General features: G+C 72.2%; 19 protein-coding genes and 1 pseudogene. 6 read left to right on the forward strand and 14 right to left on the reverse strand.

Going from position 1 to position 20697, the window contains the following annotated elements:
- The first annotated feature begins 80 nt into the window (after positions 1 to 80).
- Both ACWDYJ_RS06770 and ACWDYJ_RS06775 read left to right on the forward strand, forming a co-directional pair.
- Positions 81 to 1466 carry a cation:dicarboxylate symporter family transporter gene (locus tag ACWDYJ_RS06770; RefSeq protein ID WP_451564397.1) on the forward strand — a complete coding sequence of 462 codons (1386 nt, stop codon included), beginning with the start codon at positions 81 to 83 and terminating at the stop codon, positions 1464 to 1466.
- Between the two features lie 266 nt (positions 1467 to 1732).
- Positions 1733 to 3511, forward strand: a complete 1779-nt coding sequence (locus ACWDYJ_RS06775; protein WP_451564511.1) for a S8 family serine peptidase — start codon at positions 1733 to 1735, stop codon at positions 3509 to 3511.
- Positions 3512 to 3579: 68 nt separating this feature from the next.
- Here ACWDYJ_RS06775 and ACWDYJ_RS06780 read toward each other — a convergent pair whose 3' ends face one another.
- From ACWDYJ_RS06780 to ACWDYJ_RS06790, 3 genes are all read right to left on the reverse strand, one after another.
- Positions 3580 to 4248 (reverse strand): (2Fe-2S)-binding protein, encoded by a 669-nt coding sequence (locus tag ACWDYJ_RS06780; protein ID WP_451564398.1) that lies wholly within the window; start codon positions 4246 to 4248, stop codon positions 3580 to 3582.
- Positions 4249 to 4260: 12 nt separating this feature from the next.
- Positions 4261 to 5487, reverse strand: a complete 1227-nt coding sequence (locus ACWDYJ_RS06785) for an MFS transporter (protein WP_451564399.1) — start codon at positions 5485 to 5487, stop codon at positions 4261 to 4263.
- Positions 5488 to 5597: 110 nt separating this feature from the next.
- Positions 5598 to 6398, reverse strand: coding sequence for an alpha/beta fold hydrolase (locus ACWDYJ_RS06790; protein ID WP_451564400.1), 801 nt, complete (start codon positions 6396 to 6398; stop codon positions 5598 to 5600).
- A gap of 140 nt (positions 6399 to 6538) precedes the next feature.
- On the opposite strand from ACWDYJ_RS06790, the gene ACWDYJ_RS06795 reads away from it, so the two are divergent.
- Together ACWDYJ_RS06795 and ACWDYJ_RS06800 are read left to right on the forward strand one after the other, a co-directional pair.
- Complete coding sequence (locus ACWDYJ_RS06795) at positions 6539 to 7225, forward strand: GNAT family N-acetyltransferase (protein WP_451564401.1); 687 nt, start codon at positions 6539 to 6541, stop codon at positions 7223 to 7225.
- Positions 7226 to 7377: 152 nt separating this feature from the next.
- Positions 7378 to 8625 carry an alpha/beta hydrolase gene (locus ACWDYJ_RS06800; RefSeq protein ID WP_451564402.1) on the forward strand — a complete coding sequence of 416 codons (1248 nt, stop codon included), beginning with the start codon at positions 7378 to 7380 and terminating at the stop codon, positions 8623 to 8625.
- On the opposite strand, the gene ACWDYJ_RS06805 is transcribed toward ACWDYJ_RS06800, so the two are convergent.
- The gene (locus ACWDYJ_RS06805) at positions 8603 to 10063 is read right to left on the reverse strand and encodes a carboxylesterase/lipase family protein (RefSeq protein WP_451564403.1); all 1461 of its coding nucleotides are present in this window, start codon (positions 10061 to 10063) and stop codon (positions 8603 to 8605) included. The genes ACWDYJ_RS06800 and ACWDYJ_RS06805 overlap by 23 nt on opposite strands.
- 114 nt (positions 10064 to 10177) lie before the next feature.
- On the opposite strand from ACWDYJ_RS06805, the gene ACWDYJ_RS06810 reads away from it, so the two are divergent.
- On the forward strand, positions 10178 to 10507 hold the full coding sequence (locus tag ACWDYJ_RS06810; RefSeq protein ID WP_451564404.1) for a hypothetical protein: 330 nt from the start codon (positions 10178 to 10180) through the stop codon (positions 10505 to 10507).
- Positions 10508 to 10600: 93 nt separating this feature from the next.
- A complete protein-coding gene (locus tag ACWDYJ_RS06815) occupies positions 10601 to 10882 on the forward strand; it encodes a chaplin (protein WP_451564405.1) in 282 nt (93 codons plus the stop codon).
- Between the two features lie 103 nt (positions 10883 to 10985).
- Here the strand turns inward: ACWDYJ_RS06815 and ACWDYJ_RS06820 are convergent, their stop codons facing one another.
- From ACWDYJ_RS06820 to ACWDYJ_RS06865, 10 genes and pseudogenes are all read right to left on the reverse strand, one after another.
- On the reverse strand, positions 10986 to 11852 hold the full coding sequence (locus ACWDYJ_RS06820; protein WP_451564406.1) for a tyrosinase family protein: 867 nt from the start codon (positions 11850 to 11852) through the stop codon (positions 10986 to 10988).
- 30 nt (positions 11853 to 11882) lie between these two features.
- Positions 11883 to 12254, reverse strand: coding sequence for a tyrosinase family oxidase copper chaperone (locus ACWDYJ_RS06825; RefSeq protein ID WP_451564407.1), 372 nt, complete (start codon positions 12252 to 12254; stop codon positions 11883 to 11885).
- 100 nt (positions 12255 to 12354) lie between these two features.
- On the reverse strand, positions 12355 to 13521 hold the full coding sequence (locus ACWDYJ_RS06830; protein ID WP_451564408.1) for an oxygenase MpaB family protein: 1167 nt from the start codon (positions 13519 to 13521) through the stop codon (positions 12355 to 12357).
- 82 nt (positions 13522 to 13603) lie between these two features.
- Positions 13604 to 14659 (reverse strand): polyprenyl synthetase family protein, encoded by a 1056-nt coding sequence (locus ACWDYJ_RS06835; protein WP_451564409.1) that lies wholly within the window; start codon positions 14657 to 14659, stop codon positions 13604 to 13606.
- A complete protein-coding gene (locus ACWDYJ_RS06840; protein ID WP_451564410.1) occupies positions 14652 to 14933 on the reverse strand; it encodes a polyprenyl synthetase in 282 nt (93 codons plus the stop codon). Before ACWDYJ_RS06840 ends, ACWDYJ_RS06835 begins: the two co-directional genes overlap by 8 nt.
- 181 nt (positions 14934 to 15114) lie before the next feature.
- Positions 15115 to 16236, reverse strand: coding sequence for an acyl-CoA dehydrogenase family protein (locus ACWDYJ_RS06845; protein WP_451564411.1), 1122 nt, complete (start codon positions 16234 to 16236; stop codon positions 15115 to 15117).
- Positions 16233 to 17441, reverse strand: coding sequence for an acyl-CoA dehydrogenase family protein (locus tag ACWDYJ_RS06850; protein ID WP_451564412.1), 1209 nt, complete (start codon positions 17439 to 17441; stop codon positions 16233 to 16235). Before ACWDYJ_RS06850 ends, ACWDYJ_RS06845 begins: the two co-directional genes overlap by 4 nt.
- Positions 17438 to 18442 (reverse strand): NADPH:quinone oxidoreductase family protein, encoded by a 1005-nt coding sequence (locus ACWDYJ_RS06855; RefSeq protein ID WP_451564413.1) that lies wholly within the window; start codon positions 18440 to 18442, stop codon positions 17438 to 17440. The genes ACWDYJ_RS06850 and ACWDYJ_RS06855 overlap by 4 nt, the downstream gene beginning before the upstream one ends.
- Positions 18443 to 18878: 436 nt before the next feature.
- Positions 18879 to 19643 (reverse strand): PIG-L deacetylase family protein, encoded by a 765-nt coding sequence (locus ACWDYJ_RS06860; RefSeq protein ID WP_451564414.1) that lies wholly within the window; start codon positions 19641 to 19643, stop codon positions 18879 to 18881.
- Positions 19644 to 19962: 319 nt separating this feature from the next.
- Positions 19963 to 20652, reverse strand: a pseudogene (locus ACWDYJ_RS06865) (recombinase family protein).
- Positions 20653 to 20697: the final 45 nt, after the last annotated feature.

Consider the following 20697-nt stretch of genomic DNA (forward strand, 5'->3'; position numbering starts at 1 on the left):
GAACTCAATGAACGCAAGGGTGACCGGGGTCACAGGCTGCGTCATGGTCTCCCGGAACGCATACATCACCAGGAGGCGACGTGGCCGCCAGGCGCGACAAGACCCACTTTCTCTACATCGCGGTCATCGCCGCGGTGGTCCTCGGCATCGGGGTCGGCTTCGCCGCACCCGGAGTGGCCGTGGAGCTCAAGCCGCTCGGCACCGGCTTCGTAAATCTTATCAAGATGATGATCTCGCCCGTGATCTTCTGCACGATCGTGCTGGGGATCGGTTCGGTCCGCAAAGCCGCCAAGGTCGGCGCGGTGGGCGGACTGGCCCTCGGGTATTTCATGGTGATGTCCACCGTGGCCCTGGCCATCGGACTGTTCGTGGGCAACCTGCTGGAACCGGGCAGCGGTCTGCATCTGACCGAGGCGGCGCGCAGCGCCGGTGAGGCACAGGCCAAGGCGGGCGGGGCCGAGAGCACCCCGGAGTTCCTGCTGGGGATCATCCCGACCACGCTGGTGTCCGCCTTCACCGGCGGTGAGGTGCTCCAGACGCTGCTGGTGGCGCTGCTGTGCGGGTTCGCGCTCCAGGCCATGGGCGCGGCGGGCGAGCCGGTGCTGCGCGGAATCGGGCATCTGCAGAAGCTGGTGTTCCGCGTACTCGCGATGATCATGTGGGTGGCGCCGGTGGGTGCCTTCGGGGCGATCGCGGCGGTGGTCGGGGCGACCGGCATCGACGCGCTGAAGTCACTCGCCGTGATCATGATCGGCTTCTACGCGACCTGTCTGCTCTTCGTGTTCGTGGTGCTGGGCACGCTGCTGCGGGTGTGCACGGGGATCAGCGTGTTCTCCCTGCTGCGCTACCTGGGCCGGGAGTTCCTGCTGATCCTGTCCACCTCCTCCTCGGAGTCGGCGCTGCCGCGGCTGATCGCGAAGATGGAACACCTGGGGGTGTCCCGCCCGGTCACCGGGATCACGGTGCCGACCGGGTACTCCTTCAACCTGGACGGGACCGCGATCTATCTGACCATGGCCTCGCTGTTCGTGGCGGAGGCGATGGGCAAGCCGCTCGCGCTGGGCGAGCAGATCTCGCTGCTGCTGTTCATGATCATCGCCTCGAAGGGCGCCGCCGGGGTGACCGGCGCGGGACTGGCCACGCTGGCCGGAGGCCTTCAGTCGCACCGGCCGGAACTCGTCGACGGGGTCGGCCTGATCGTGGGCATCGACCGCTTCATGAGCGAGGCGCGGGCACTGACGAACTTCGCGGGCAACGCGATCGCCACCGTCCTCATCGGGACGTGGACGAAGGAGTTCGACCGCGACCGGGCCACCGAAGTCCTCGGCGGACGGCTGCCGTTCGACGAGACCACGCTGGTCGACGACGGACACGTGACGGAGTCGACACCGGCCGCCGGACCGGGCGCCGAGCCCGCCCCCGTACCGCCCCAGCCGGGCGGCGACAAGGACGGCGTACCCGTCTGAACGGGTACGCCCGTACGGGCCGGCCGGGCAGGACTCGCCCCCACGGTGCCCAGCCCGGCCGGACCCGACATCCCATGACATAGGCGATTTTGAGCCATACGGGTGCCAACCGCTGTGATTTAAAAGGTACTTCCGCAGCGGGGCACCCGTCTGACATCTTGCGTCCACCACTCGATTCGTACGACCCGGTAGGTGCCACCAGCACCGCCGTGTCATCGGAGGACGCATTGATACCCCACATATCCAGCCGACCCCGACGCACCCTGGTGCTGGCCGCCACGCTCGGCGCCGCACTGGCTCTCGGGGCGCCCGCCGCATTCGCCGGCACCGCCCCCGTCTCCCCTTCCGGCCCGACCGCCTCCGCCCCGACCGCTCCGGCGGCCAGGGCCGCGGCGCCGACTTCCCAGAGTGCGACCTGGGTTGCCGGCACCCGCGCCTACCTCGTGATCACCACCCCCGGTGACAGCTCGGCGGTCCGCTCGGCCGTCACCGCCAACGGCGGCACGGTCTTCTCGTACTACGACGCGATCGGCGTGATCGTCGCCCACTCCTCCTCCGGCAGCTTCGCGGCCACCATGCGCGGGGTGAGCGGGGTCCAGCAGGTCGGTGCCACGCGCACCTCGGACGTGCCGGCGGACGCCTACAACCCGGCGCTGCCCGCCAACCCGGCGCAGTCGACCACCCCGACGGGCGAGCCGGTCCGCGCCGACATGACGCAGATCAAGGCCGACCAGGCCTGGGCCGTCACCACCGGCTCCGCCACCGTCAAGGTGGGCATCCTGGACACCGGTGTGGACGACCAGCACCAGGACCTGGCCCCGAACTTCAACGCGGCCGACTCCGCCTCCTGCGCCTACGGCAAGGCGGACACCCGCGCCGGCTCCTGGCGGGACGTGGGCACCCACGGCACGCACGTGGCCGGTACGGTGGCGGCCGCCAAGAACGGCAAGGGCGTCATCGGCGTGGCCCCGGGCGTGAAGATCTCCTCGGTGCGCATCGCCGAGCCCGGATCCCAGCTCTTCTTCGCCGAGAACACCATCTGCGGCTTCATGTGGGCGGGCGACCACGGCTTCAAGGTCACCAACAACAGCTACTACACGGACCCGTGGCAGTTCAACTGCCCCGACAACGTGGACCAGGCCGCCATCATCGAGGGCACCCGGCGCGCCCAGGCCTACGCCGAGGGCAAGGGCTCGATCCAGGTCGCGGCGGCGGGCAACTCCAACTACGACCTCGCCAACAAGACGACCGACTCCGAGAGCCCGAACGACTCGACGCCGGTCACCCGCACCATCACCAACGCCTGCATCGACATCCCGACCGAGCTCCCCGGCGTGGTCACGGTCTCGGCGATGGGCACCACCGCCAAGGCCTCGTACTCCAACTTCGGTCTGAACGTCATCGACGTGACGGCCCCGGGCGGCGACAGCGTCGGCATCTACAGCACCCTGCCGGGCGGCAAGTACGGCAGCATGAGCGGCACGTCGATGGCCTCCCCGCACGTCGCGGGCGTCGCCGCGCTGCTGGCCAGCACCAACCCGGGCATCACCCCGGCACAGATCCGCGACAAGCTGGCCGTCCAGGCCAACGACGTCGCCTGCCCGTCCGACAGCCGCTGCACCGGGACCACCGCCAAGAACGGCTTCTTCGGCGAGGGCCAGGTCGACGCGCTGAAGGCGGTCGGGGGCACCACCCCGCCGCCCGGCAAGTACTTCGAGAACCTCGGTGACTTCGCCATCGGCGACAACACCACCGTGGAGAGCCCGATCACCGTCAGCGGTGTGACCGGCAACGCTCCGGCCACCCTCAAGGTGGGCGTGAACATCGTGCACACCTACATCGGTGACCTGAAGGTGGACCTCGTGGCCCCCGACGGCACCGTGTACACCGTGCACAACCGGTCCGGCGGCAGCGCCGACAACATCAACCAGGTCTACACCGTCAACGCCTCCTCGGAGGTCGCGAACGGTGCCTGGAAGCTGCGGGTGAACGACAACGCCGGCGGCGACATCGGCAAGGTCGACGCCTGGAACCTCACCTTCTAGTTCCTGCTGGTTCCTGTGCGCGGGGCCGTCGGGGAGCAGCTCAACCGCTCCCCGGCGGCCCCGTCCCGCTACCGGGTCCGCAGCACGCAGTCCCCGCAGAGCCCGCCGCCCGGCACCCGGTAGTAGAGGCAGCAGCTGCGCCGTACGAAGGCCACACCGAGCCCTTCCTCGTGGAAGAAGGTGCCGGTCCCGGCCAGGGCCCCGCCCTCGGCCAGCAGGCCGGCCGCCAGATCCACGGCCGCGCCCCCCGGAACCCGGTCGAGCAGCACCCGCAGCGCCCCGACGAGTCCCGAGGCGGCATTGCCCCGCAGCACCTTCGGCGACACCCCGAACCGCTCCCGCAGGGCCGCCTCCAGCACGGCGAGATGCGCCAGGACGCTCTCCCCGAGCGCCTCGGCGGCGAGCTCCCCGGGCTCGGGCAGCCACAGCTCCAGCGACCCCGCGGCCGGCAGCCGCCACCAGACCCGGTCCGCGGCCAGATCCGGCACCCGCCCGCCCAGCGCGGCGCAGCCCAGACCGAGCGACCACAGCCGTGAGGCGATCCCGAACTGCGCGGTCGAGGCCGCCACGCGCCCCGGCCCGCTGCCGATCCGCCGCCCCACCTCGGCGACGTAGGGGCCGAGCCGCTCCCCGTACAGGTCGCTCAGCGGCCGAAAGCCCGGTCCGGGTGCCTCCTTCCCGCAGGGCACGGTGAAGAAGGGCCCCACGGCGGCGAGTCGCCGCAGTACGTCGTCCATCCGGCGATGATCTCAGGCGGCGACGGTGGCGTCGGCGGCGCGTACGACGTCCGCCCGGCGGACCGCGGGGCCCATCGCGTAGGAAGCGGCCAGCAGGACGGCCCCCAGCAGCAGCCACCCCGGGATCCCCCACAGCAGGAGCAGCGAGGTCAGCACCAGCGGGCCCGCGGTCCGCGCGACGGGCACTCCGATGCCGAAGAAGCCCTGGTACTGGCCGATCCGCTCGGCGGGGGCCAGCGCGAAGCCGATCTGCCAGGACCCGGCCGACTGCCGCATCTCGGCGTCGACCTGGAGCACGGCGCCCGCCACGAGCAGCGCGGCCGCCGCCCAGCCCGCCCCGGGCAGCGCGGATACGGCGAACACCACGCAGGAGGCCGCCATGACCAGGCCGGAGACCCGCAGCGCCCGCCGCGCGCTGTCCAGGTCGCTCACGGGCCGGGCCGTGCGCACCTGGAACAGCATCACGGCGACGGTGTTGAGCACGAACAGCGCCGACACCAGCCAGCCGGGGGCCTGGGTGCGCTCCACGATCCACAGCGGGATCGCCAGGCTGAGCAGCGGCATGCGCAGCAGCAGCACCGCGTTCAGCAGGGTGACCAGCGCGTACGGCCGGTCGCGGAGCACGGCGAGCCGGGGCTCCCCGTCCGCGCGTACGGGCACCGGGGCCACGGGCGGCAGCCGCAGCAGTACGGCGGCGCACACCAGGAAGCTCGCCGCGTCGAGCACGAACACCGCGAGGTAGGCCCGTTCGGTGTCCGCGCTCAGGGCCAGCCCGCCGAGGGCGGCGCCCAGCGCCAGGCCGCCGTTGAGCGTCGACTGGAGGTGGGCCAGTACGCCGGTCCGGTCCTCGGGGGCGACCAGCCCCGCCAGGAGCGCCTGCCGGGCGGCCGCCAGCCCGCACTGGGCCGTGGCGTAGACGACGACGGAGAGCAGGAAGGCCCAGAAGGACCGGACGAAGAGGAAGGAGCAGACCGAGGCCGCCGTGGCCGCCGCCAGCACCACGGAGGTGCCGCGCGGCCCGCGCCGGTCGGCGAGCGCCCCCAGCGGCACGCCCGCGACCGATCCGACGGCCCAGGCGAGGGTGAGCCCGAGGCCGATCTGGGCGGGCGAGAGGCCGACCACCCGGATGAAGAAGAGAGCCGAACACACGTAGTAGGCGCCGTCTCCGACGGAATTGCTCAGCTGGGCGGCTGCCAGGCGGCGCGGCGCTCCGGGCGGGGGCAGGAACCTGGTCGTCATCGCACCATTGGATCAGTCCGATGGCCCGCCCGACTGGGCCAATCACGCCCGTTTCCGCCGGGCCACTCGGCGCCGGCGCAGGAAACCGCACTGATCGCGGCGCGGTCGGCTCAGAGCCCGCCGAGGAACGCCAGCAGCGCCCGGTTGAAGGCCTTCGGCTGTTCCACGCCCGGCAGATGGCCGGCCCGCTCGATGACGGTGAGCACCGCGTGCGGCATCAGCGCGTGCAGGGCCTCGGCCTCGGCGACCGGCGTGTAGACGTCGTCCGCGCCGACCACGATCAGACAGGGCTCGGTGGCCCCGGCCAGCACGGGCCGGTAGTCGGGGCGCTCGGCCCGGCCGCGCAGCGCGGCGGCCGCGCCCTCGGGGTCGGTCGCGCACATCATCGCGCTGACGCGCGCCGCGGCCTCGGGCATGCCGCACACGTTGTAGGGCGCCAGCATCTTGTCGATGACCTCTTCGGCGTACGGCCGCATGCCCTCCGCGAGCAGCCGCTCGGCCATCTCGCGGCGGGCCTTCTTCCCCTCCTCGGTCTCGGGCAGGGGGGAGGTGTCGGAGAGGATCAGGGCCCGTACCCGACCCGGGTGGCGCAGCCGCATCTCCATGGCGATCTGGCCGCCCATGGACACTCCGCCGACGACCGCCTGTTCGATGTCCAGGCGGTCGAGCAGAACGGCGATGTCGTCCGCGAAACCGGCGAGCGTGGCCTGGCCGGGGACCGCCGGGTGCTGCCCGTATCCCCGCAGGTCAGGCGTGATCACGCGGTATCCGGCGGCGGTCAGGGCGGCCACCTGCGGGGCCCACATCGTGCGGTTGAACGGATGTCCGTGGACCAGGAGGACGGGCGCCGCCCCCCGGGGACCGAGGTCGTCGAAAAAGAGTGCCGCGTCGTTGCCTTCAAGGGGGTTCATGGGATCAAGGTAAGGGGCTACATTGAGCCACTCGCGTTCACCTGACCGCCCGTTGCCTTTCACCCGTGTTTTGCACGGGGGGCGACGTCAGAAACGCAGACTGTTCAACCACCCCACCGCCCAGAAGGACCGAAGGCTCCGTGCCCGTACCCGTACTCCTCGCCGGCCGCACCGTGCGGCTCGAGCCCCTCGCCCCCCACCACACCGAGGCCCTGGCCGTGGCCGGTGCCGAGGATCGTACGACTTACGCCTTCACACCCGTGCCGCACGGGTTGCAGGCGTCCCACGAGTACATCGACCGCGCCGTCGCCGATCAGGCGGCGGGTCGATCGCTCGCGTTCGCCGTGGTCAGAGCCACCGACGGGCGGGTCGTCGGCTCGACCCGGTTCCTGGAACTCGACTACTGGCAGGGGCCGCTGGTGTGGCCCGCCGTGCCGGGGGTGCCCTTCGGGGATCCGGCGACCGCGGTCCCCGACGCCGCCGAGATCGGGAACACCTGGCTGTCCCCGGGTGCCCAGGGCACCGGCATCAACACCGAGGCGAAGCTGCTCATGCTGCGCCACGCCTTCGAGACCTGGGGCGTGCGCCGCGTCTCGCTGCGCGCGGACGCCCGCAACGGCCGCTCCCGCGCGGCGATGGAACGTCTCGGCTTCACGTGCGAGGGCGTCCGGCGGGCCCATTCGCGCGGGCTCGACGGCGCGGTGCGCAGTACGGCCTTCTACTCGGTCCTCGACGAGGAGTGGCCCACCGTACGGTCGGTCATCCAACTGCGGCTGTCCGGCGCCACGCCGCGCAAGCGCCGCCGCAAGACGCTGGTTCCGGCGTAACGGTCCTGCTGCGGCCCCGCCGGGAGGCAATGGTCTTCTCTGTGAAATCCCAAGAGAACGAAAAATTCGGAACCCGGTGGCACTTTCGTTCATCTCTCGAACGGAAGAGTCCATCGCCCGACGGGGCAGCAGCAGCCGGAGAGTCACCGCACATGTCTCACTCACCCGAAGGGCAGTACCAGCCGCCGTACCGGCCGGCAGGGCAGTATCCCCAGCGGCCCCAGCCGCCGCAGCCGCCCTACGGCCACCAGGAGGACCGGTACGAGGACACGCTCCCCTACGGTCAGCAGCAGTACGGGCAGCAGTACGGGCAGCAGCCCCCGTACGAGCCGCCGTACGAGGAGGAGCCGCCCCGGCGCAAGTCCCGCGTCAAGCGGTGGGTGATCGCGGGGACCACCGTCGTGGCCCTGGCGGGCGTCGCGGCGCTCGTGATGAACCACTTCGAGATACCGCCCTTCACCGACAAGGGCAAGGACGTGACCTTCGGGCAGCCGCCCGCCGGCGGCGGCCCGGCCGCTCCGGCGGCCACTTCGAAGATGTCCATGCCAACGGGCCCGAAGGCCGAGTTCAAGAACTCGATGACCCTCTCCGACGGCACGCACGTCGCCGTCACCATGCTGGACGGCAAGAAGTCGGGCTTCAAGGGCAAGGTCTGGGTCTGGGCTCCCAAGGAGTACAACGACCCGAAGTTCGCCAAGAGCGGCTTCCCGGTCATGATCGCCCTGCCCGGCGGCGCGGGCTTCCCCAACAACTACTGGATGGGCACCGACCTGGGCCTCCAGACCAGCATCAGCAAGTGGTACGCCGAGGGCAAGAGCAAGCCCTTCATCCTGGCCATGCCGGTGCTGAACCCGGGGCCGGACGACAAGGGCGTCTACTGGGACGGCTCCGACATCCCCGGCCAGCCCAAGATGGGCACCTGGCTGACCGAGGACGTCCCGGACCTGATGCGGCAGAATTTCCGGACCGTCAAGTCGCGTGACGGCTGGGCCTTCATGGGCTCCTCCACCGGCGGGTTCGCCGGCCTGAAGGCCGTGCTGAAGCACCCGGACAAGTTCAAGGCCGTGATCGCCTCCGGCCCGGACATCGTCCCGGACTCCTCCCTGTGGAAGGGCCACGACAAGGAGAAGGCCGAGAACAACCCGGAGCTGCTGGCCAAGCAGCTGATCGACAAGAAGGGCCCGGAGGTCTATCTGGCCTTCCAGGTCGGCGACAGCGAGAACAACAAGAAGACGCTGCCCGATGTGCAGAAGTTCGTCGCCACCTACGGCAAGGGACCGGTCCACACCAGTCTGAGAGTCATCCCGGGCGGCCAGCACAACGCCAAGACCTACGTGCCGAACATGGGCGAGGGGCCCATCCAGTTCATCAGCAAGGTCATGGAAGGACCGGTGGAGTAGCGGTCCGTCCGACCACCACCGCCTCCCGGTCCCGCTCCGGCCCGCCGAACACCTTCGGCGGGCCGTCGCCGTCCCAGGGCTCCCAACCGGGGTCCCCGGTGGCGGCGAAGCGGACCCAGGCCCCGTGCATTTCGTCGGCCAGCGCCTGCGGGGCCTGCGGCCCGGCCAGCCAGGAGGACTCCGGCACGCCGAGGGTGTCGAATACGAAGCCCAGCTCCAGGGCGTGGCAGGCGCCGAGGCCGGGTACCCCGCTGGGCCAGCGGAACTCGTAGAGGTGGCTCGGCGCCGTCCGCCGGGCCCCGGCCAGCCGTCGCAGCGGGTCGCGGAGCAGCCGGTCGGTGAGCAGCTGCCCGGCGAGGTCGGCCGGGCCGGCCCCGGGCAGTGCGGCGCGCAGCGCCCGTACGGCGGCCCGGTCCTTGCCGCTGCGGGCGCGGGCCAGGGCCACGGCCAGTGGGCCGAGCCGGTCCAGCAGCCGTGTCCCGCCGGTGGGCGCGAGCCAGAGCCGGTACTCCTCGGACGTCCAGCCCAGCAGCAGGGGCACGTCGGTGGCGGTGGCCGCCTCCAGCGGGTCGGCGGGGAGCGTGTCCGGGTCGCTGACGAGGCCGAAGGCGGGGCCGCCGGCCAGCGGGGAGGAGCGGCGCAGTGCCGCTGCCTGGGCCGCGAGCACGGCGGGCAGAGCGGCCGCGCCGAAGGCCTCGGCGGTGGCGGGCACCTTGAGCAGCGCGGCCATCCGCCGGACCATCGCGCGGACCTTCTCGCGGGGCAGCGTCTCGGGGGCGCCGCTCTGCAGGACGGCCTGGGAGAACAGGCCGGCGGCACGGGGGGCGGCGAGCAGGGCGCCGATGCTGATGGCGCCCGCGGACTCGCCGAAGACGGTGACGCGGGCGGGGTCGCCGCCGAAGGCCTCGATGTGGTCCCGGACCCAGGTGAGGGCGGCGATCTGGTCGAGCAGTCCGCGGTTGGCGGGGGCGTCGGGGAAGAGCCCGTAGCCGAGGACGCCGAGGCGGAAGTTGACCGAGACGAGCACGACCCCGTCGCGGGCGAAGGCGGAGCCGTCGTACACGGGGACGGCCGCGGAGCCACGGGTGTGGGCCCCTCCGTGGATCCACACCATGACGGGCAGCCGGGCGCCGGGGGCCGGGTCGGGGGTCCACACGTTGAGGTTCAGGCAGTCGTCGCCGGGGATCACCGGGTCGGGCAGCAGCGCCGCGAACGTGGGCGGGTAGGGCACCTTGGGCGCCGTCGGCCCGAACGCGCCGGCGTCGCGTACGCCGTCCCAGGCGTCCGGGAGCGCGGGCGCCGTGAACCGGCGGACGCCGACGGGCGGGGCGGCGTAGGGGATGCCCCGGAAGACGGCGATCCCGCCGCTCTCCCACCGGCCCTCCACGGTGCCGTATCCGGTGCCTACCCGGGGCCGGCCGCCGCCCGCTGCGCTCATGTGTGTCTCCTGCGATCGCGTCTGGTCACGTCACCTCTTCCCGGCACGGTCGCACAGCCTTCCAACGGGTGACAAGGCGTGACTCCGGCGGGGGCGGAGCGGGTTGGACCGGCCATGCGAGCCATCCTGAATCCCCATGCCCTGCGCGTCCTCCTCCCCGTCCTGCTGCTGGCCTCGGCCGGCGGTGCGGGCGGCGCCCAGGCCGCCGGACCCGACTTCCAGTACGTCGGCCAGGACGACCGGGTCCACGGCCTGACCGCCCCGAGCGGCTGCGTCGCGGCGGAGGGCGGCGGAACCCGGGCGGTGACGAACCGGACCCGGGGCACCGCGACCCTCTTCCGCGAGCCGGACTGCACCGGGCCCGCCGTGGAGGTCCTGAAGCCGGGAACGGTCACTCAGGTGCGTCCGTACTTCGCGTCCGTCCGATTTTCTGTCACTGGGTAAGCGCAGCAACCGTGACCACTCGGCAGTGGCGGCGTTGTATGCCATGTCAAATGCCGCAGTTGTGCGGCGCCCCATTCTCACGAGGAGATCTTGATGTCGCGTATCGCGAAGGCATTCGCCATCACCGCTGTCGCCGGTAGCGCCGTGGCCGCCGGTGCGGGTCTGGCCGTCGCCGATGCCGGAGCGCACGGTGCGGCGGTCGGCTCCCCGGGTGTCCTGTCGGGCAACCTGCTCCAGGTTCCGGTCCACGTTCCGGTCAACGTCTGCGGTAACACCGTCAACGTGATCGCTCTGCTGAACCCCGCGTTCGGCAACACCTGCGTCAACGCGTCGGACGGCGGCGGCGACCACCACACCGAGGGCTACGGCGGCTGATCGGCTGCCTGACCCGCTGAGGGCCCCCGCCGTACGGCGGGGGCCCTCTTGCCATGTCATGTGGTGGGTCATTCACTTCCCCTTGCCATGTCACCGTGCAGTGTCACTCGTAGCGGTACACGCCCTGATGGCTGAGCATCTCGCGCGGGGTGACGTTCCACGGGGGCATCGGCTCGTCGAGGGCGATCACCCGGCCTCGCTGGAGGTCGCCCAGCTTGAGCGGAGCGGCGGGCAGATAGCCCGAGCCGGGGTGCTTGCGCTGCCAGCGGTCCCAGATCAGGTCCACGAAGGCGTGGTGCAGCCAGAAGACCGGGTCGTTGGGGGCCGTACCGCCCGTCATGTGGCCGCCGATCCACTGGTGGACCTTGTTGTGGTTGCGCCAGCGCTCGCTCTTCGGCGCGGCCCACCCCTCCAGCTTGTTGCGGAAGCCGCCGGCCGTCGCGGTGGAGTCCCAGGGCGAGGTGTCGTAGGCCGGGTCGTCGATCGCCCACTGGAGCTCGGCCGCGGTGGGCAGGCTGATCGGGTTCCCCGGCCGGCCGAGGTTGCGGGTGAGGTACCGGGCCTCGGTGATGCCGACGGAGACCGTCCAGTTGCCCTTGTCGTAGGCGAAGGGCCCGGTCATCACCTGCCGGTCGCTCGTGCGGCCGGTGCCCCCGAGGAAGTCCTCGGCCCAGAGGGAGGAGACGGGGCTGGCGTCGGTGGTCCAGTCCCAGTACGGGATGCTGACCCCAGGGTCGACCGCCCGGAGCTGCTTCTCGAACTCCAGCAGGTAGCGCCGGTGCCAGGGGAAGAAGGACGGGGACATGTGCCCGACCCGCAGCTTCCGGTCCCGGTCCGGCACGAAGTACGTGTCGTGGGTGCGCACGAAGGCGTCGTAGACACCGCTCCGCTTGAGCTCCAGCACGGCCGCCGTGAACCGCTTCTTCTGGGCGCTGGTCAGGTTCCTCTGGTTCTGCCGGGTGTACGACACGCTGCTCTCCCGTTCCCGTCGTTACGTCCGTCAGCCGTGGTGCGGGGCCGCGAAGGCGAGCTGGTTCGTGCCGAGTTCGTCGACGGCCGCCCGGGCCAGCTCCAGGGGCGTCGCGTAGGACTGGAAGTGGTTGATCCCGCTCAGGTAGCTGCCGTCGGCGCGGCGCATGACGTGCAGGGGCCGGCCGTCGATGCGCACCGCCGCGCCGGCGAGCTCGACGGTGATGTGCCGGCCGCGGTACGTCTCCTCGGCGAGGGGAGCCGGGGTGAGCGTCTGCCGGGGGCGCCGAGCGCGCAGTACGGGTGCCAGGGCCGCGGCCGCGCCGGCGAGCACGGCCGCGGTGAAGGCCGTACGAAGGACGGCGCGGCGGGTGAGTGGTGCGGCGGCCTGTGCTGCGTACATACGTTCTCCCTCGCTCGGCGGACCGTGTTACGGGGTCTAACGCGGCGTGGCGGGCGAGGTCACCGGGACGGCTGCGGGTGCTTCGGGCGGGGGCGGCGCGTCAGGGGGAACCGACGGTGGAGGGGGGCGGGCTCCAGCGCCGGGTGCGCGGGACGGCGGTGGAGACGCCGTAGTCCTTCTTGAGCTGCTCGGGGATGGTGTAGTGCATGACGCGCCCGCGGGTGAGCGAGGACAGTTCGAAGACGGTGGTGAGGTGGCCGAGGCGGTCCAGGGCCCAGGCGCCGAGGGGTGAGCTGTCCTCGATGGTCTCCAGGACGCCGAGCAGGGAGGGCACGGTCTTGACGACGGTGTCCCAAGCGGTGCGCGGCACTTCCAGCCAGTCGGCGCACGTGTCGCCGATCAGGTAGCGGATCAGGGCGGAGACGACCGGGTCGAAGAGGGTCCCGGGGACGACCTCTTCGTACAGGTCGATGAGCTGGCGGGTGAGGTGGGCGCCTTCCTCCGACGGGCCCATGTGGCGGGTCATGTACAGGTCGAAGAACTGACGGGCGGACTCCAGGTCCCGGGGCGCGTGTGCCGGGTCGACGCCGAGCATGGCGCCGACGACGCGCCATGCGTAGAAGTACGCTTCGGCTCCGTCGACGCTCATGTGGATGTTGAGGCGGTGCAGGGAGTCCAGGACGAGCAGCGAGAACAGCATCTGCCCGCCGATCATGTCCTCCTGGCAGATCGGCCTGCCGAGGCTCTCGACGTCCCAGCGGCCTTCCCGTGCGAGGTGGTGGCGGATGGACGCGTGCAGCAGGCGGACCTTCTGCGCGGCGGGAATGAAGCGGCTGCCCGCCTCGAAGGCACCGGGCTGCATGAGGTAGACGGTGAACTGTCCGGTCTCCGCCATCCGCTTGGACGGGTAGCTCAGCGAGTGCGAGGCCGACAGCAGCCGGGCGACGTGCGGAATGACGTAGCAGGCCGGCATGGAGGCGAAGGAGAGCGCGGTGGAGATGTGCACGTTGTTGTCGGTGAAGAACAGCCTGGCCTTTTCCATTTCGCCCCAGTCCACCCAGTCCGGCGGGGTACTGGTCGCGTGCAGGTACTCGCGGGCGACGTCCGGCAGCCCGTCGGGCAGGGGCGCTCCCACGGTGGAGACGTAACGCATCAGGGTGTTGAACTTGCCGATCTCTCCGCGCTCGAACAGCGTGGCGACGGTGGCGTCGGCGAGTTCGTCGCCGGCCTGGCGCAGCGCGTCCATCGACGCCGGGGTGTAGGTCATCAAGGGCTCCTTGTCGAACTCCGCGCAGGCGCGGGGCCGCTGCCGGGCGAACGCCGGGGGCGGGGGGTGGGGGCGGGGCAGGTCAGTGCAGGCGGACGGCCGCGGTGCGGGCCAGTTCGGCCAGCGCCCGTGCGGCGTGCGCCGGCAGGTCCACCTCGTCCAGGACGCGGGCGGCTTCCTCGACCCGGGCGTTGATCATGTTCTCGACGCGGGCCGGCGCTCCCAGGCGGCTCATCACGTCGCGCACCGCGTGCAGGTCCCGCGTCCCGACGTGGCGCCGCTCCAGCACGCGGCGCAGTTGCTCGCGGTCGGCCGGGCCGGCGGCCTGCCAGGTCTCGGCGAGCAGGACGGTCGGCCTGCGGGTGCGCAGGTCGTCCAGGTTGGCCTTGCCCGTACGGGCCGGGTCGCCGAAGAGCCCCAACAGGTCGTCGCGCAGCTGGAACGCCTCGCCCAGGGGCAGTCCGTAGGCGGAGAACGCCTCGCGCAGCCGGGGGCCCGCGCCGGCCAGCGCACCGCCGATGAGCAGGGGCTGTTCGACGGTGTACTTGGCGGTCTTGTACCGGATCACCTTCAGCGAGGCATCCGTGTCCGGGACGGCGCCGGTGCGCAGGATCTCCAGGCACTCGCCGGCGATCAGCTCGCGCGCCAGGTCCGCCCACAGCGGACGTGCCCGCGTCAGATAGGCCGCCGGGAGGCCGCTGGTCACGAACAGCTGTCCGGCCAGGGAGATCAGCAGGTCTCCGACCAGCATCGCCAGGGCCCGGGCGACCGACTTGGAACGCGCGGGGCCCTGCTGCTGGGCGCCGCACAGCGCGCTGTGCGCCGTGGGCAGGCCGTGGCGGATCGGGCTGTCGTCGATGATGTCGTCGTGGACGACCGCGGCGGCGTGCACCAGCTCCACGGACGCCGCCGTCCGTACCAGGGCGTCGCTGTCGGGCTGGCCGGCCGCACGCCAGCCCCAGTAGCAGAACGCCGCGCGCAGCCGCTTGCCGTGGGCCACGGCGACCTGTAACTGCTCCGCCACCGGCGCCAGGTCAGTGTCGATGGCGAGCAGTTGCGCCGCCTCCCGGGCCACGAACTGTTCCAGTTCCCGGTCGATCCGGGCCTTGAAAGCGCCGGGCTCGTACCGTTCACTCATCGCCGGGAGCGGCCTGTCGGGCCTTCACGTGCCGGGCGAGCAGTTCCAGGTGGGGCGGTGGCACGCCGGCATGCCGGTCCAGTGCCAGGCGCCCGCGCGCCACGAGGTCCTCCTCCGCTTCACCGACCAGCTCGGCCATGTCCGAGCGACGCAGCAGCCCGCGTGCGGCGCCGATCACCGAACCGAGACCGCTCACCGCCACATCCGCCAGTCCCGCCACCACCAACACCGCACGCTCTTCCAGCGCGCCCCGGCGCCCTGCCTCCCGCGTCAACGCGACTGCCCCCTTCGGCCCTGTTCGGACAGCGATCCACGCAGCCGTCTCCGCAGCGTGCCCTCCTCCTGCCGGCGGCACCGCACGAACTCACGAATGAGCGACAAACCCGCGAGGGCCCTGTGGACGACGAAGACCAGTGGTAGGCGCGCCGACCGGGACATCCCGGTCGGCGCGGCTGCTACGGGGCCGGGAGTTCCGCGAAGTCCGCGACCAGGCCGCGGTGGTGGCCGGACGTGCCCAGCGTCAGCGCGTCGGCCTTGGCGCGCTTGAGGTACAGGTGGGCCGGGTGTTCCCAGGTCATGCCGATGCCGCCGTGGAGCTGGACGCATTCCTCGGCGGCCCGGACGGCGACTCCGGAGCAGTAGGCCTGCGCGACGGCGACGGTGAGCGGCGCGTCCGGAGCCCCGGTCGCCAGGGCGTCGGCGGCGGCCCGGGCCGCCGCGCGGGCGGAGGCGACGTCGAGCCAGAGCCGAGCGAGACGGTGTTTGAGGGCCTGGAAGGAGCCGACGGGGCGGTTGAACTGGTGGCGGGCCCGTACGTGGCCCACGGTCTCGCTCAGGCACCATTCGGCGAGCCCGAGCTGTTCCGAGGCGAGGAGCCCGGCCCCGGACAGCAGCGCTCCGGCGACGGCGGCCCGCGCCGTGGCGGGGTCCGCGAGGCGGGTGCCCGTGGCGGCGTCGAGGGTGACGGTGGCGAGGGGCCGGGTCAGGTCCAGCGGGACCAGTGGGGTCAGTACGGCGCCGCCCGCCGGGACGGCGTAGAGGCCGGTGTCGGCCAGGACCAGCAGGACGTCGGCGGCCACCGCGTCGGCGACGGAGGTGACGGTGCCGGTCAGGATCCCGCCACCGGCGTCCCGGACGGCCCCGGGCAGGGGCGCGCCGGGGGCGAGGGTGAGGGGGACGGCGGGTACGCAGATCTGCCGTCCGGCGGCGAGTTCCCGTACGAGCGCGGCCACTTCGGGCGTGGACGTGTCGCAGCCGAGCAGGATCTCCGCCGCGAGGACGCAGCTGGTGAGGTAGGGCACGGGGGCCACCGCCCGGCCCAGCTCCTCCAGGACCACGGCCGCTTCCCGGTGACCGGCGCCCTGTCCGCCGAGCTTCTCCGGGACGAGGAGTCCCGCGGCCCCGATGCCTGCGGCGAGGGTCCGCCACAGCGCCGGGTCGTGGGGGCGGCCGGTCTCGGCGCGGTCGAGGACGCTCGCGGCGTCGCACCGGTCGGCCAGCAAGGACCGTACGGCGGCGCGGAGTTCGTCCTCGGTCTGGGAGTACAGCAGGTCGAAGGGGGCGCGCGAGTCCGTCATCGGGAGAGGTCCTTCCAGGCGAGGTCCTTGTCGTCGCGCGGTTCGGCGGGCAGGCCGAGGACCCGTTCGGCGACGATGTTGAGGAGGATTTCGCTGGTGCCGCCCTCGATGCTGTTGCCCTTGGCGCGCAGGTAGCGGTAGCCGGCGTCGCGGCCGGTGAAGTCGACGATCTCCGGGCGCCGCAGGGTCCAGTCCTCGTACAACAGCCCTTCCTCGCCGAGGAGTTCCACTTCCAGGCCGCTGATCTCCTGGTTGAGGCGGGCGAAGGCGAGTTTCATTCCGCTGCCCTCGGGGCCGGGCTGTCCGGCGACGAGCTGCTGGCGCAGCCGCTCCCCGGTGAGGCGCGCCACTTCGGCCTCGACCCAGAGGTCGAGCAGCCGCTGGTGCAGGGCGTGGGTGCGCAGTTCGGGGCGTTCGCGCCAGGTGGCGGCGACGGGGGCGATCATCCCGCCCTCGCGGGGGATCCGCATGCCGCCGATGGAGACGCGTTCGTTCATCAGGGTCGTGCGGGCGACCGCCCAGCCCTCGCCGACGGCGCCGAGGCGGTGGGCGTCGGGGATGCGGACTCCGGTGAGGAAGACCTCGTTGAACTCGGCCTCGCCGGTGATCTGGCGCAGCGGCCGGACCTCGACGCCGGGGGCGTGCATGTCGCACAGGAAGTAGGTGATGCCCTGGTGTTTGGGCAGCGTGGGGTCGCTGCGGGCGATCAGGATGGCCCAGCGGGCGGTGTGGGCACTGGAGGTCCACACCTTCTGCCCGTCGACCACCCAGTCCCCGGAGGCCTCGTCGAGGACGGCGCGGGTGCCGAGCGCGGCGAGGTCGGATCCGGCGCCGGGCTCGCTGAAGAGCTGGCACCAGACCTCCTCCCCCACCCACAGAGGGCGCAGGAAGCGGCGTTTCTGCTCCTGTGTGCCGTACGCGAGGATGGTCGGGGCGGCCATGCCGAGGCCGATGCCGATCCGGCGCGGGTCGTTGTCGGGAGCCGCGGCGGCCTCCAGTTCGGCGTCCACGACGGCCTGGAGGGAGCGGGGCGCGCCGAGGCCGCCGAGGCCCTCGGGGTAGTGCACCCAGGCGAGCCCGGCGTCGAAGCGGGCGCGCAGGAAGTCGGTGCGGCCGGTGCTGACGGGCGGGTGGGCGGCGAGCAGCTCCCGTACGCGCCCGCGCAGTTCGTCGGCGGTGATCGGGCCGGCGGTCGTGGAGGTCATCGGGCGGCTCCTTGCGGGGCGGCGGGTACGGCGTCCAGCGCGGGTACGACGACCAGCCGGCCGGTGGTGCTGCCGTCGGCGAGGCGCTGGACGGCGTCGGCGGCCGCGGTGAGCGGGAGGCGTTCGCTGACCAGGGGCTTGATGGCGCCGTCGGCGGCGAGCCGGGTGAGCTCGGCGTGGCAGGCGAGGACGGCGGCGGGTTCCTTGGTGGCGTACAGCCCCCAGTGCAGTCCGAGGACGGCGTAGTTCTTGACCAGGGCGTGGTTGAGGGAGGGGGCGGGGATGGCGCCGCTCGCGAAGCCGACGACGACGATCCGGCCCTCGAAGGCCACGCATTTGGTGGAGGCGGTGTAGGCGTCCCCGCCGACCGGGTCGTAGACGACGTCGGCGCCGCGGCCGCCGGTGAACTCCTTGACGCGGGCCGCGATGTCGGCCATCTCCTCGTTCGTGCGGTCGATGACGAGGTCGCAGCCGAGTTCCTCGGCGGTGCGGGCCTTGGCCTTGCCGCCGACGACTCCGATGACGGTGGCTCCGGCGGCCTTGCCGAGCTGGACGGCGGCGCTGCCGACCCCGCCCGCGGCGGCGTGCACGAGGAGGGTTTCGCCGGGCTGGAGGCGGGCCCGGCGGTGCAGGCCGAACCAGCCTGTCTGGTAGCCGATGTGCAGGGCTGCCGCCTCGGCGTCGTCGAGGGTGTCGGGGGCGGGGAGCAGGGCGCGCGCGGGGGCGACGACGTACTCGGCGAAACCGCCGTGGGGCAGGCTCGGGTTGGCGATGACGCGGCGGCCGTCCTCGGTCTCGCCGCAGATCTCGACGCCGGGGGTGAAGGGCAGGGGCGGCCGGATCTGGTACTGGCCCCGCACGAGGAGCGCGTCGGGGAAGTTGACGTTCGCCGCGAGCACCTTGAGCCTGACCTCGCCCTCGCCGGGCACGGGTTCGGGAACCTCTTCGAGGCGCATGGCCTCACGGGGCTCGCCGGGGGTATGTACTCGCCATGCCTGCATCCGGGGCCTCCAGCCGCCGTCGAGGAACCACGCTCCGCGCGCATACTAAGCGGTCGCTTGCCCATCTGGGAACCCGTCCCCCGCGCGGAGCGGGGAATTCCCGGACGACAGGGGCCGCCGGGCCGGCCGTGGCCGCCGAGGGGCGTACGCGCCGGGCATGGCCGGCGAGCACCTCGATCGGGTCCTCGGAAACCGCGGCCGGGCCGGAGGCGGTGGACGGCCGTCGTCTTCGCGGCCCGCCGGATCGGCGTCACCTCCGCCTCCCCCCGGCGCCCGGTACGGCGCCGGCGCCGTACCGGGCGAGGCCGTCGCCGCCGGCTTCCGGCTCGGACCACCGGCCGTACCGGTCGACGACGCGGCGGGCACTCCGGGGTGGATCAGTCACGTGACCCGGACTTCCGTCCTGAGCCGGCACAGCGTCAGCCGGGGACGCCGATCAGCAGGGGAAGACCTCGAACGGCACCGCCGGACGGCCGCCGAACCGCTCCGCCACCCGTTGGACGTTGCCGGTCAGGAAGGTCCGGACGTACTCCTCGGGGTCCTGGTCCGTCAGTCCCCCGATGTACGCCTTGTGCTCCATCAGGGACTTGATGGCACGCTCCAGGCCCGGACCGGCGTCGGCCGCGTGCGTCGGCGTGGAGGTGCCCGCCACGGCGACCCAGCGCACGCCGTTCCACGGATCCAGGCCCTGCTCCGAGATGAGCTCGGGGAAGATCCACCGGTTGCCCGCGTCGGCGGCGGCGTCCAGGGTGGCCCGGCCGACTGCCTGGTGGTCGGGGGTGTTCCAGTGGCCACCGCCGCCCGTCCCGCCCCAGGTCTCACGGTGGTTGAGGGTGATCACCAGCTCGGGACGGTGGCGCCGGATGGCAGCGGCGATGTCGCGGCGCAGGCCGAGCCCGTACTCGATGACGCCGTCGTGATGGTCGAGGAAATCCACCGTGGAGACACCGACGACCGCCGCGCTCGCGCGCTGCTCGGCCTCGCGCAGCGGGCCGCACTCGGCCGGGGCGATGGTGTCGATGCCCGCCTCGCCGCGCGTGGCGAGGACATAGGCGATCTCCCGCCCGCCGTCCGTCCAGTCCGCGATCGCCGCCGCGCAGCCGTATTCCAGGTCGTCGGGGTGGGCGACCACCGCCAGCGCACGCTGCCAGTCGGTGGGCATGGGCTGCAAGGGCGCCTGCTGATCAGCTTGTTCGGTCATGCGTCGCACAATAAGGGAACGGACACGGAGAGGTCGTGGCCGCCCTCCTGGACGCCACCGGAACGTTCTTCGAGCCGGCCCGCACCGCCTTTCCCGGTGCGGATGACGCCGACTGGGGGCGCTGGCTTCGGCGCTGGACCCCGGTGCGGTCGGCCCCGACGGGGCGTGGCGGCTGCCCGCCGCGTTCGCGGAGGCCGGCATCGCCCCCGGCGACGTGGAGACGGTGGTGCTGACCCTCCTCCACGAGGACCACGCGGGCTGGACCCTGGGGGGTCGGGGTGCCGGTAAGAACCGTGCCACCAGCCGCAAACGGCGGTGATCAGTTCTTGGGCTTGGCAGGCCGGGGCAGTTCGGCCGTGCTGGTCGCCTCGGCGAGCGCGCGGCGACCGCCCTTCAGCTCGGGCACGTAGTTGTAGATGGTGTTGCCGGAGACGCCGAGCAGTTTCGCAATCGAGGTCACGGTGTTCTCGGGGCGGGTGAGCAGGTCGCGGGCGTGACGTACTTGTTCGGGTGTCATGGCTGGCGGCCGTCCGAGGCGGGCGCCGCGGGCGCGGGCGGCGTCCAGTCCCTCGTTGGTGCCCTGCACGATTAGTTCGCGGATGAATTCTGCGAGGGCAGCGAAGACGTGGAAAACCAGGCGCCCGCCTGGCGTGGTGGTGTCGAGTGCCTCGTGGAGCGAGGTGAAGCCGATGCCGCGCTTGCGCAGGCCGGACACGATCGCGATGAGGTCCTGGATGGATCGGCCGAGTCGGTCCAGCGACGGGACGACGAGGGTGTCGCCGGGTCGCAGGTAGTCGAGGGCCTTCCACAGTTACTCGCGCTCGGCGTTCTTGCCGGAGTTCTTGTCCGAGAAGATCCGGCTGCATCCGGCGTCGGTGAGGGCGCGGATCTGCCGGTCGAGCAGCTGCCCTTTGGTGGACACGCGTGCGTATCCCACAAGATCGCCGGTCCGTACGGCCGGAACGGGGGCGAGGAGATCGGCGGTGTCGTCGTCCGGAGGCTGCTCCACCCGTCAGATCGTACAGAAAAGGGTCATGTCGAAGTTCTTGAGCAC

This window comes from Streptomyces sp. NPDC003042 (assembly GCF_053591315.1).